Here is a 12,258-nt window from a genome sequence, read left to right as displayed (position 1 = left end):
GGGTGCTTTACAGGTGGGTAGGCGCAAACATCTTCAGCAGGGTGCGGACCACAATGACATTTGGGCCATCTGCTTCCAAGGCGTCGGCGAGCGCCGAACCGATGCCTTCGGGATCGACCGCTTGGGCGGGGATGCCAAAGGAATGCGCAAGGGCCACGAAGTCCGGCCGGGCCAGTTCGGTGGCGGTGGCTTTTCCGAAGGCTCCCTCCATGTACTCGCGCAGGATGCCATATCCCCCGTCGTCAACGATCAACCAGGTGACCGGTGCATGGTGCTGCTTGGCGGTGGCCAGTTCGGCAATGGAGTACATCGATGAACCGTCGCCGCTGACTGCCAGCACGCGCTGCTTGGAGCCGATGGCGCCACCGATCGCGGCGGGGAAGCCGAAGCCAAGGCCGCCTGCACCCTGCGCGGAATGGAATTCGCCCTCCTTGGCGTCCCAGCAGCTCCAGCCCCAGTAGGCAGCGATGGTCATATCCCAGAAGGTCTGCATGCCTGCCGGGACTGCGGCGCGGATATCCGCCATGAACTTCCGTTCCTTGCCAAGGTCCTGGGCATCCAGGCGCGCCTGCACCTTTGCCAGGGTCTGGGCCACCACCTGTTGCGGGGTGCTTCCGTGCCATGATGCCTGGGCCTTGAAGCCTGTCTCGCGCATTTCTTCGTCCAGGAATTTCAAGGCTTCACGAGCATCGGCGCGGATACCCAGGGCCGGGGTGTTGGACTCGAGCACGCGCGGCTCGGCATCAATCTGGATCATCTTGCCGCGGGGTTCGAGCGTGAAGTAGTTGCTGGTGACCTCGCCCAGGGCCGAACCGATCACCACCAGCACGTCGGCATCTTCCATGACGTCCGAGACATAGCGGTCTTCCGCCCACGACTGCAAGGACAGCTCATGGTTCCAGCCAAAGGCTCCGTTGCCGCCGGGGCTGCACAGCACCGGGGCCTGCAGTTTTTCGGCTACGGCCAGCAATTCAGCCTGCGCCCCGGCCCGGCGCACACCGCCGCCGGCGATGATGGCCGGGCGCTTGGCTTCGGCCAGCCAGCGCATGGCTTCGCGAATCAGCTCTTCGCGCGGGGGATGCTCGTAGGCTTCGGCCAGGGCATCCTGTACCGGGGGCACCATCACCGGGGCGAGCAGGACATCCTGCGGCACCTCAACCCACACCGGCCCCATCGGCACGGTAATGGCCCGGGCCCACGCGTCCTGGATCGCCGAGGGGATGCCCGATGCATGATGCACGGTCTGCTGGAACTTGGTGACGTTGGCGGCCGAGGCCTTCTGGTCATCGAGCTGATGCAGCATGCCCTTGCGGCGGGCTCCCAGGCCGTCCAGCGGAATCTGGCTGGCCACCACGACCATGGGCACGCCGGTGGCGTAGGCCTCCTGCAGACCCGCTAGCGATGTCAGCGCGCCCGGGCCGGTGGAGAGGAACAGCACGCCCACTTCCCCGGTAGCGCGGGAGTAGCCATCGGCGGCGAAGGCGGAGTTGTTCTCCACGCGTGAGGAGATGAACTCCAAGCTTGAGCGCGAGAGCGCGTCGAAGAGTCCCAGGGCGTGCTGTCCGGGGATCCCGAACACGGTCTTGGCACCGAGCGCGGTGAGGGTCTCGATGACCAGATCGCCGCCGTTGCGTTGCGGTTGCTCGTTCATTAGCTATTCATCCCCTTGCTGGCGCGGAAGTCGCTGATCAGGCTGATCAAATCATAGGTGACATGCGAGGCGGCCACGCCGGTCAGCTCCGCATGGTCGTAGGCGGGCGCGACTTCGACAATATCCGCGCCGATGATGTTCAACCCGCGCAAACCGCGCAGGATTTCAAGCAGTTCACGGCTGGTGATACCCCCGGCCTCCGGGGTTCCGGTACCCGGGGCGTGGGCTGGGTCCAGCACGTCGATGTCCACCGAGATGTACAGCGGGCGGTTGCCGATGCGGTCGCGCAGCTTGTGCACGATTTCGCGGACGCCCTGGTAGTAGACATCCGAGCTGGTGACGATGCCGAAACCGAAGCGCTGGTCGTCTTCCAGGTCCTTCTTGCCATAGAGCGGACCGCGGGTGCCGACGTGGCAGATCGCCTCGGTATCCAGGATTCCCTCCTCGACCGCACGGCGGAACGGGGTGCCGTGGGTGTATTCGGCACCGAAGTAGGTGTCCCAGGTGTCCAGGTGCGCGTCGAAGTGCAGCATCGCTACCGGAGCACCGGCTCGTTGCGAGGCGGCACGCAGCAATGGCAGCGCGATGGTATGGTCTCCGCCCACGGTGACCAGAGTGGAGCCGTCACTGGTCAGCTCCAGTGCGTTGTGCTCGATGGTCTCGATAGCCTCGTTGATGTTGAACGGGTTGACCGCCATGTCCCCCGCGTCGGCCACCTGGCTCTGCGCAAACGGCGAGGTGTCGGTGGCGGGGTTGTAGGGGCGGATCAGGCGCGAGGATTCGCGCACGTGGTTGGCGCCAAAGCGGGCGCCGGGCCGGTAGGAGACACCGGTGTCGAAAGGCACGCCAACAATCTTGATGTCGGCCTTCGCCACCTGATCCAGTCGCGGCAGCCGGGCATAGGTGCCACCACCTGCATAGCGTGGAATCACCGCGGCATTAATGGGTCCCAGATGCCCGTTTTCCTCGATGCGGATTTCCTTCATCGCAACTTCCTCCCCAGACATCCAAGAACGAAAGTCCAAGTTGTCTAATATGAAACTTCAGTTTTCCATTATGCTATTTTGTCTGCTGGGTCACGTCAAGATTCAGTTGTCGCACAGCCCGGGAATCCAGGCAGAAATAGCCCATGCCACAACCCGCGAACGGGCTGCGGCATGGGCCGAAACTGCAGCAGGGCGATCAGCTGGCGACGCTGCGAATCTGCTGGGCAAGCACCTCTAATCCATCGCGCAGCAGTGCTTCGCCGATCACCAGCGGCGGCAGCAGGCGCAGCACATTGCCGTGCGTACCGCAGGTCAGGGTCAGCACCCCGGCTCGATGGCAGGCCTTGGAAACCACCGCGGCTGCATCGGCGCGCGGCGCCAAGCTGCCCCGGTCGGCGAACTCGATAGCCAGCATGGCTCCGCGGCCGCGGACCTCGGCAACCACCGGGCTCTGCTGCATCAGTGGTTCAAGAACCTCGCGGGACACCCGCTCGATGAGCTGGGCGTTATCCAGAAGCGTCCCATCCTCGAACTGCTCGAATACAGCCAGCGCCGCTTCGCAAGCCAGCGGGTTGCCAGCATAGGTGCCGCCCAGGCCGCCAGCGTGAGGGGCATTCATCAGCTCGGCGCGCCCAGTCACCGCGGACAGCGGAACTCCGTTGGCCAGGGCCTTGGCCGTGAGGATCAGGTCACCTGCCACGCCCTCGTGCTCCGAAGCGAATAGCTTCCCGGTGCGCCCCATGCCGGCCTGGATCTCGTCGATGACCAGCACAATACCGTGCTTGTCGGCCAACTTGCGCAGTCCCGGGATGAACCCGGCCATCGGGACAACGAAACCTCCTTCGCCCTGAATCGGCTCGATCACCATCGCGGCGAAAGTCTGGGGGACGTAGTCCATCAAGGTCTGCTCGACGGACGCCAGGACCGCTTCGACGGTGGCCGCTCCCCCAGAGGGCCGCAACGGGTTGGCCGAGGCGGCGCGCACGATATGCTCGGGCATCGGGCCGAAATTCATCTTGTACGGATTGATCTTGGCAGTCATGCCCATGGTCAGCAGCGAACGGCCGTGGTAGGCCTCGTCGAAGACCAGCACGTTAGCGCGTCCCGTGGCAGCACGGGCGATCTTGACCGCGTTCTCCACGGCCTCGGCCCCGGTGGAGAACAGCGCTGTGCGCTTCTCGAACTCGCCGGGGGTGTGCTGGTTCAACCAGCTGCACACCTGGGTGAAGGATTCGGACTCGGTGACCATGAAGCAGGTATGGGTGAAGTCCGCCAGCTGCTTGGCCACGCGTTCGGCCACGCGGCGGTTGGCGGCACCCAGTGAAGTCACGGCAATCCCCGAGGCGAAGTCGATCAGGCGATTTCCGTCGACGTCTTCGATAATCCCGCCATCGGCGCGGCTGACAAAGACCGGCAAGGTGACGCCAAAACCGCTACTGACCTGTTGCACCCGCTGCTCATGGAGGGCCGCAGAGCGCGGGCCGGGGATGCTGGTGGCAAGGTGCCTGGTTTGGGACAAGGTTGGGGCGTCGGTGGATGCAAGGGTTTCAGTCATGGCTCAAGCCTAGAAATCCCCGTGACACGCGTCATTGGTCATTGCATCCAAGTCCAGCATCTTTCTTGGATAATTTACCCAATGATCACGCTTTTGCAGCTGGGCACGGAGTTGGGCACCGAGTTCTTCCCTGCCAGCACCGGAACCTTCCGCGCCCAGCCGGTCAGCGGGGTGCATGTCTCTGAGTTGGAAGATCCCACCACCTATCTGGACGGCGGCGAGCTGCTGCTGACCACCGGCATGCCATTCGCCGCGAGCGAGGAAGCTTCCCGCGCATACATGCGCCGGCTGCAGGACAAAAAGGTCTGCGCCCTGGGGCTGGGGCTGGGTCCATGGCTTCGCACGGTGCCCGAGCACGTCATCGCCGCCTGCGACGCTGCCGGCATAGAGCTGGGGATCGTCCCGGACCAGGTGCCCTTCCAGAACATTTCACGGGCATACTGGCGCCTGGCCTCACGTGATCAGGCTTCGAACCTGATGGGTTCCTTGGGCACGCAGACTGCCTTGGCGCGTGCCGCCGTACGCCCGGATGCCATCAATGCAGTCGTGCGGGGCTTGGCTGAGGCAGTGAACGGCTGGGCCGCCTATCTTTCCGTCGATTCCCGGCCGGCGGCCTGCTACCCGGCATCCGCCGAAGCGTTCCTGGGCGAACTCCGCCACGAGTCCATGCGCTTTCGGCGCAATGGCATGCCCTCGGCGTCCACCTTCGAGGTCCAGGGCCACGAAGTTGCGCTCTATCCCATCCTGTCCGGAACCACGATCCACGGATATCTCGGAGTTGCCGCCGGGCGCAGGCCGACCAAGGCCGACCGGCAGATCATCATGACGGCCTGCACGTTGCTCTCCTTGCGCGCCAGGCAACGGGAATTGGCTGCCAGCACGAATAACGCGCTCAGCTCGGCCACCGCAAAATTGTTGCTGCATGGCCAGCCCGAGGCGGCACGCCTGGTCGGGGAAGAAGCCGGATTGGGCAGAATACCTGTTCGTGTGCGAATCCTGCTGTACCGGGCAGGTGCCGATACCGATGCAGCAACCGCACTTCATGCGCTGCCCTCGCTGGCGCGCCCCGCCGCATTGCCCGATGTCGCCGCAGCGGTACGCGAGTGCCAGCTTCACTACGAGGACGGCGCCGAACATTATTTGATACTTCCCGAACCCGCAGACAGTTCCGGCAATGGCGAGGCAGTGGCACCGCAGGCTGCAACCGCAACGGGCCCGATGGCGTGCGGGCGATTCGATTCCCCCGCACCCGAAGTCCACGCCGTGCTCTCCCAACCATTGAACTTGACCGAGATCCCTGCCAATTTGCCTGCCCTGCGCCAAGCGCTGGACGCTGTCCCGTTCGGGACCATGGCCTGCGGCGCCCCGGGCTTCGATGCCAGCGCAGAGACCTGGGTCAAGGCCCTCGCAGCGTACGCGCGCGCCGATCTGCTCTCCGCGGTCACCTCCTACCTGCGCCATCGCGGCCATTGGGAAGAAGCCTCCCGCGAATTGGGCATCCACCGAAATTCCTTGCGCCACCGCATCACCGTGGCCCAGGAATTGCTTGGCGCCAATCTCGATGATCCGGATGCCGCCGCCTCGCTCTGGCTGGCCCTTCGCCGGGCACAGAAATAGGCACGCCGCAGTCTCTGCAATAGCCAGATCCCGCGGCGTGCCCCAGGTGCAGCCGTCAGCCCTTGAGCCGAGTCCGGCTATCGTGCGGCGCACTGGCGCGTCGCGTTGCTGCGGCGTCCGGGCCGGTGGCACCGAGCTTGGCTTGCTGGCGGATGCTCAGCTTCTGCAGCAATTCCTCTTCCGCGAATTCGCCCGGCGCAATCCCGCGTGGCACCCGCAGCAAGAAGGCCATGCCCAGGATCCACCAAGCGGCGAAGAGCAGCCACGGCTGCCACCCGATGGCCGCCGGCATTCCCGGAAGATACAGCGAAATCAGGCCGGCGCAGAAGACCACCGACAGTACGCCGATGACCTTGCCGCCGTTTCCCGCACCGCCCACGCGCAGCGGGCGTTGCATCTGCGGTTCGCGCTGGCGCAGAATCAAGAACGCCACGCCCACCAGCAGGTAGGCGATCACGATCGACGGCGAACCGGAATCCACCAACCATCCGAGCATGGCGGTGCCGAAGAATGGAGCCAGAACGGAGAGACCGCCAATGAACAGCAGTGCATGGCTCGGTGTGCGGTACTTCGGATGCAGGTAGGCAAACCAGCGTGGCAGCATCCCGGAACTGGCCATCGCGTACATCAGCCGCGAAGCACCCATCAGCAACGAATTCCACGAGGTGAGGATGCCGGCAATGCCGCCGGCGATCAGTACCTTTGACATGATTTCGGAATTGAACAGTGCCCCCATCGCGTCGGCAGTGGCAAGTTCGGATCCTGCGAGTGCCGAAGCGCCCATTCCCGAGGCGGTGGCCAGGATGATCCCCACATACCAGGCGGTGGCGATCAGCACCGAAATCACCACATACTTGCCAATTTTTCGCGGGGCGATGTCGCATTCCTCGGCGGACTGCGGGATCACGTCGAAGCCGACGAACATGAACGGCACCACGATCATCACGCCGAAGAAGCCGGCCACCCCGTTTTCGAAGAATGGTTCCATATTCCTGCTCTCGCCTCCGGTGAATGCGCCAGCAAGCAGCATTGCGCCGATGACGAAGAGGAAGAGCACCACGAAGGTCTGCACTACACCGGCGGTCTTGATGCCCCGGATGTTAATCCAGGTGATCGCTATCGCACCGGCGACACCGACCAGCGCCCAAGTCAGGTAGACCTCTGAGCCAGCGATCTCCCATAATCTGATCTGCGAAAGCTCCGGGAAGAGATAGAGCACGGATTTGGGCAGTGCCACTGCTTCAAAGGCCACGATCGTGATGTAGCCGCCGACGATGGCCCACGAACCGGCAAAAGACCAGCGGGCGCCCATGGCGCGCAGCAAGTAGTTGTGCTCACCGCCTGCTTTCGGCATGGCCGCAACGAGTTCGGCATAGGTCAGGCCGACTACTGCCATGATGCCACCGCCAACCAGCATGGCCAGCGTGGCTCCGAACGGGCCGGCGGTGGTGATCCAGTCGCCGGTGAGCACGACCCAGCCAAAGCCGATCATCGCGCCCACGCCTATGGCCAAGGCGTCCCAGCGGCCGAGGACCTGCTTGAGGCCTGGTTCTGCGGTGTGGTTCTTCGCGGTTTTTCCTGACATGGCAACCCCTTCTGGAAAGTTGGTCAGGATCACACTATGCAAAAACGCGCTTAAGGGTATTGGATGTTTTGACTACATTTCAGGCTATTTTGCCCAAATCGGGAGGCTAGGCCTCGCCGGAGCGCTTCTTGCTGGTTTTCACCAGCGCGCGGTCGACCTCGTGAATGCCCAGGCAGAAGCCTGCGGACATGACCAGCGATTTGATAGTCAGTTCGGAAAGGTCATCAGCTACGTACACCAGCTGGATCGGTCCGGCCAGGACCAGCAGGACACCTGTCCACAGCACATACGCCCACGAGGTGCGCGCCTGCGCCATCACCGGGAAGCGTGCCCGTCGGCGAATCGTCCGCACGCCAATGGTGACAATGACGACGGCCAGAATCGCGGCGCCAATGAAGAAGAAATTGCGTTGGGTGCGGATCCAGGTCAAGGTGGTGCCAATAAGAACGCCGAAAAGTATCGAAGCCCACCAGCTGATACTGCGCAGTTGATCTTGCGCAGCGGTTGGTTCGCCTGTCCTCACGCCTCTCCCATCACTGATTGTCCCGAGCGCCCGGAACAACGCATCGTTCCTAGAATACGCGGTTCATCTCCCCGCAGACGAACGCGCAGCCGCACTGCGCATGCCGTGCCATGGCAGCAAGCGCAAGGGATTGGCGTCATGAGAGGATCAGCGTCCAGGTAACCACGGCAACCTCATCAGAATCGTTTTCCCAGCTATGCGGTTCACGCCCGGGGAAGGTGATCGTATCGCCTGCTTCGAGTTCTACGCGCTGATCAGGCAATACCAGGATGAATTTTCCAGCGATCACGTGCAGCACTTCCAGCTCGCAATCCACCGAATACAGCTCCGCTTCACCGGTGCCCTTGGGCGCAATCTCGGCGCGAATCATCTGCACCCGCTTCTCGCTGCGCGGCGTGACCAGCTGCTCCGTGATGCCGTCACCGCCCAGGGAAACACGGGGTGCCTGCTCCAGTCGGACCAGTTTCGTTTCAGGAACCTCGAAGAGGGTACCGACCTCCATGCCCAGCACTTCGCACAACCGCAAAAGAGTGGAAACCGAAGGGCTGGTCAGGTCGCGCTCCACACGCGAGAGGAAACCCTTGGTCAGTCCGGATAGCTCGGCGACCTGGTCAATGGTCATACGCTGGGTCTGGCGCACCCCGCGCAGCCTCGCACCGATATTGATCGCGGCACCGGTTGGTTCAACTGGCAAGGTTTTCATCGTTTGGCTCCTCGACGTTTTCTGCAGCAACAACCGCAACCACTTTGGCTTCAAGGCCTGCGGGGCAAGTTTACCAATGGTAAACACACCGCGCCCTCTACCGCGAGACTGCAGCGCTCACTAGACTCTGCCCATGGACAGCACCAAGGACAAGCTCTGCGGGTACCTGAACGACGCGCGCGAGAATGCGATCTACAAGGCAGAAGGCCTCGCCGAACACCTGGCACGCACTCCGCTCACCCCTACAGGCACCCATATCCTGGGAGTACTGCACCATTTGGCGATCAATGAATACGAATATTTCGGCACCTGCCTCAAGCGCAGGGCCGATGACCGCTACGTTCGCGAATTCATTGCGCCGCATGATCCCGACGCGGATTTCCTCCCGCCAGCAGATATGGATGCGCAACAGCTGATCGGCCTGTATCGGAAAGCCATCGCCTTCGCCGATGAAGCCATCAGCGATCTGCCCCTGGACTGTCCCGTAGAGGTACCGTGGTGGGGGCCAGCTGGCAAAACCACCTTGGATCACCTGCTCATCCATGCGCTCGCCGAAACCTCCCGGCATGCAGGGCATCTGGATATTATCCGCGAGCAGCTCGATGGCCGCGCTGGCTGGACCGCGCAACTGGATCTGCTGCCCGACTACACCGCGGGGCAATGGGCCGAACAACGCGAGAAGCTGCAGCAACTGGCCAATGCCTTTGCCCCGGGCAGCTGAGCCGCAGTCATATTACGCATTCGGACTTCACCGCGCCCTGCCGCCGGCGGTACCATCGGAAATGTTGCTTCACGAGACGCGGCGCCAAGCTCCGACTGGCCGCGCACCAACCCCAAGTTCATGGGTGGTTCGGATGAGGAAGCGGTCCGCGCACCAACAGGTGCACGGGCAAGAGCTCGCAAGAGAGTTGACCTCCATGGCATATCCGATTCTGCCCGTCATCGACCGCCAGACCGGCCAAGTGCAGTTCAAGGCCGAGGGGCGCTGGCGCACCCGCTACGTTGCAGATCCGCTCAGGCTTGAACGGCTCATTGCCCGTTGCGCCCGCAGGCCGACCTATGATCCGGCCACTTCTGAATTGCAGCTGGTGCTGCCGGTAGCCGGAAATCCCGCGGGCAAGAGAATTGCTTTTAGCCTTGCCAAATTCCCAAGTGCAGGAGCCCTGACTAAACTGGGTGGTTGATCCGATCCACGGGTTTCATTGGAAAATCCATGTTCCAGGAGAGTCATCGTCGCGATGCCACAGCACCCAGAAACCGAACCTACCAAAGCGCAGATCCAGCGATGGCGCAAGTATCTCGCTGATGAAGTCGCCGAAGGCTCCATCTACAGGGCCCTCGCGGAAAAGAAAACCGGTCAAGAACGGCAAATCCTGCTGGGCCTTGCAGAGGCGGAAGCCCGCCACGAATCCCACTGGCGCGTCCTGCTCGGCGAGCATTTCAAGGAAGTCCGCCCGTCGCTGCGACGCACCATGCTGCGTTTCCTGGCATTGCATTTCGGTTCGGTCTTCGTGCTGGCCATGGCCCAGCGCTCCGAAAGCAGTTCGCCCTACCGCGACGACAAGGACGCCACCGCGCAGATGGCGGCCGACGAACAGGTCCACGAAGAGGTCGTCCGGGCGCTGGCTACAGCAGGCCGTGCGCGCCTTTCGGGCAACTTCCGCGCTGCGGTCTTCGGCGCCAACGACGGGCTGGTTTCCAACCTGGCGTTGATCATGGGTATCGGTGCGACCGGTGTTTCAGCGACCTTCGTGCTGTTCTCCGGTGTTGCCGGTTTGCTGGCCGGCGCACTGTCCATGGCAGCTGGCGAATACGTCTCGGTGCGTTCCCAGCGCGAGCTGCTGACCGCCTCGCGACCAACCCAGGTCACGCTAACCGCCGCCCCGAACCTCGATCTGGACGCCAACGAGCTGGTGCTGATCTACAAGGCCCGCGGAATGAGCGATGAAGATGCAGCGCACCGGGCCGCAGAACGCATGGGCCTGTTCACCTGCGATTGCAACCCCGACTTCTCGTTGAACCCGGAAGGCCGCGGCGAAGAACTCGAGAAGGAGCACCAGGAACTGGGGTCGGCCACCGGCGCGGCGGCCACCTCGTTCATCCTTTTCGCTTCCGGCGCGGTCGTGCCGATCCTGCCTTATATCCTTGGGCTCTCCGGCATGACCGCGATCCTCGTCTCGGTAGTCCTGGTAGGCGTGGCCCTGATGATCACCGGAGGGATCGTGGGACTGCTTTCCGGTGCCTCCCCGCTCAAGCGCGGCCTGCGCCAGCTAGCCATCGGCTGGGGCGCAGCGGCCATCACCTACTGCTTGGGCCTGATCTTCGACGTCAGCATCGGATAGCAGCCTGCTGCGATTCGAATGCCGGTACAGCTTTGGCTGTACCGGCATTTTCCATGCCGTGCTCTAGCTGTTCTCCGGCCGCCGGGTACGCCGGCGCAGGGTTTGCATGCTCTGGATGAACTCCATCGCTTCTTCGGCGGTATCCACCAGAGCAATCTTCTGTTCCATGACACGGTCCTTGGCCAGGGCCTGAAGCAGCGGCCAAGCAGGCAGATCCCTCGTCCAATAGTCCTTGCCGATCAGCACCATCGGCACCACGCGAGCACCGGTAGCGTAGTAGTTTTCGCAGGCATCCTGGAAGATTTCCTGCACCGTGCCGGCGGCCCCGGGCAGAACTACCAGCCCGCCGTTGGACTGCTCCAGCAAAATCGCTTCACGAATGGAATTGGTGAAGAACTTGGCAATCTGGGTGGCAAACAGATTCGGCGGCTCGTGGCCGTAGAACCAGGTTGGCACGCCCAGGGACTGCCGCTGGCTCGGGAAACGCTCCTTGACCATCAGCGCAGTTCTCGCCCAGCCGGTGCGCTGATGGATCGCATCTGGCGCTTCGGCCAGCATCTGCAATGCCGTAGCGACATCTTCTTGCCCGTAATCGGCCAGCCACGCACCGGCGTTGGCGGCTTCCATTGCGCCGGGGCCTCCACCGGTGGCGACCGCGTAGCCGGCCCGGGTAATCATGCGCCCAAGCTCCAAAGCTTGCGCATACTGCGCAGTGCCCCGGCTCATCGCATGCCCGCCCATCACCCCGATAATCGGGGTTTCCTTGAACGTGCCCTCGTACACCGCCGAGACCAGCGCCTGGCCAATGTGGTGATCATGCAGGGTTCTTGCCAGCGCATTGCTATCGCTATCGGAATTCACCGCTGCATGCTGCTGGGAGTACGCGTAGATCTTCGCATCAGGCACTTGCTCGTAGGTCTGCGTCCGGATCCCCGAGTACAACTCATGCGGCGAATACAAGCCGCGAGCCACCGTCTCGAAGGGAAGCTCCTCCCCCGAGCTCATGCACAGCCCGCCAGTGGCTTGCACGATCTGCGCTCCTTGCGCGGAATACTGGCAATCGATGAATAGCGCTTCGGAAAGATCCAAGGATTCCAGCACGGTATCCCGTTCGCGCAGATCAACACGGTGCACTCGCCAGCCTTTTCCGCGTGCGCGGTGGGAAGCCAGCGCTTCGGCTGCGAGACGGTCGAATTCAACGAGCGTCGTTATGTTCACTGCGCGTGCTGGAAGGTAGGGCCACACTTGGGACATGCGTCAACGCTACGTCATAGATAGTGATTATTCACAGAAAGG

The 12,258-nt window shown here is 62.9% G+C and carries 11 protein-coding genes and 1 riboswitch; of the genes, 4 read left to right on the top strand and 7 right to left on the bottom strand.

From position 1 onward, the window contains the following. Window positions 1–7: 7 nt before the first annotated feature. The 3 genes from ACIOJF_RS16490 to ACIOJF_RS16480 all read right to left on the bottom strand — a co-directional run bounded on the left by ACIOJF_RS16490 (window position 8) and on the right by ACIOJF_RS16480 (window position 4,192). Window positions 8–1,651 carry a thiamine pyrophosphate-binding protein gene (locus ACIOJF_RS16490; protein ID WP_105657324.1) on the bottom strand — a complete coding sequence of 548 codons (1,644 nt, stop codon included), beginning with the start codon at window positions 1,649–1,651 and terminating at the stop codon, window positions 8–10. Next, window positions 1,651–2,637: an agmatinase gene (gene speB, locus ACIOJF_RS16485; protein ID WP_105657323.1), complete on the bottom strand. Its 987-nt coding sequence runs from the start codon at window positions 2,635–2,637 to the stop codon at window positions 1,651–1,653. Before speB ends, ACIOJF_RS16490 begins: the two co-directional genes overlap by 1 nt. 196 nt (window positions 2,638–2,833) lie before the next feature. Beyond that, a complete protein-coding gene (locus ACIOJF_RS16480) occupies window positions 2,834–4,192 on the bottom strand; it encodes an aminotransferase class III-fold pyridoxal phosphate-dependent enzyme (RefSeq protein ID WP_402741900.1) in 1,359 nt (452 codons plus the stop codon). An 81-nt stretch (window positions 4,193–4,273) separates the two neighbouring features. Here ACIOJF_RS16480 and ACIOJF_RS16475 point away from each other — a divergent pair, with 81 nt between their 5' ends. Next, window positions 4,274–5,809 (top strand): PucR family transcriptional regulator, encoded by a 1,536-nt coding sequence (locus ACIOJF_RS16475; protein ID WP_402741899.1) that lies wholly within the window; start codon window positions 4,274–4,276, stop codon window positions 5,807–5,809. 55 nt (window positions 5,810–5,864) lie between these two features. On the opposite strand, the gene ACIOJF_RS16470 is transcribed toward ACIOJF_RS16475, so the two are convergent. From ACIOJF_RS16470 to ACIOJF_RS16460, 3 genes are all read right to left on the bottom strand, one after another. Next, window positions 5,865–7,394, bottom strand: coding sequence for an APC family permease (locus ACIOJF_RS16470; protein WP_402696634.1), 1,530 nt, complete (start codon window positions 7,392–7,394; stop codon window positions 5,865–5,867). Window positions 7,395–7,500: 106 nt separating this feature from the next. Beyond that, window positions 7,501–7,917: a hypothetical protein gene (locus ACIOJF_RS16465; protein ID WP_402741898.1), complete on the bottom strand. Its 417-nt coding sequence runs from the start codon at window positions 7,915–7,917 to the stop codon at window positions 7,501–7,503. 136 nt (window positions 7,918–8,053) lie between these two features. Further along, entirely contained in the window at window positions 8,054–8,620 is a 567-nt protein-coding gene (locus tag ACIOJF_RS16460; protein ID WP_105661607.1) for a helix-turn-helix domain-containing protein, read from the bottom strand. Window positions 8,621–8,753: 133 nt separating this feature from the next. Here ACIOJF_RS16460 and ACIOJF_RS16455 point away from each other — a divergent pair, with 133 nt between their 5' ends. From ACIOJF_RS16455 to ACIOJF_RS16445, 3 genes are all read left to right on the top strand, one after another. Next, entirely contained in the window at window positions 8,754–9,341 is a 588-nt protein-coding gene (locus tag ACIOJF_RS16455) for a DinB family protein (protein WP_402735720.1), read from the top strand. 67 nt (window positions 9,342–9,408) lie between these two features. Beyond that, window positions 9,409–9,522: riboswitch (SAM riboswitch) on the top strand. A 15-nt stretch (window positions 9,523–9,537) separates the two neighbouring features. Then, complete coding sequence (locus tag ACIOJF_RS16450; RefSeq protein ID WP_105657317.1) at window positions 9,538–9,804, top strand: hypothetical protein; 267 nt, start codon at window positions 9,538–9,540, stop codon at window positions 9,802–9,804. Window positions 9,805–9,858: 54 nt separating this feature from the next. Then, entirely contained in the window at window positions 9,859–10,962 is a 1,104-nt protein-coding gene (locus ACIOJF_RS16445; protein WP_105657316.1) for a VIT1/CCC1 transporter family protein, read from the top strand. Between the two features lie 63 nt (window positions 10,963–11,025). Here ACIOJF_RS16445 and ACIOJF_RS16440 read toward each other — a convergent pair whose 3' ends face one another. Continuing rightward, on the bottom strand, window positions 11,026–12,216 hold the full coding sequence (locus ACIOJF_RS16440; protein WP_402741897.1) for an LOG family protein: 1,191 nt from the start codon (window positions 12,214–12,216) through the stop codon (window positions 11,026–11,028). Window positions 12,217–12,258: the final 42 nt, after the last annotated feature.

This window comes from Glutamicibacter sp. NPDC087831 (assembly GCF_044742845.1).
Classification (GTDB): domain Bacteria; phylum Actinomycetota; class Actinomycetes; order Actinomycetales; family Micrococcaceae; genus Glutamicibacter.
Note: the sequence above shows the minus strand (reverse complement) of the source record. Positions and strands in the feature narration are given on the sequence as shown.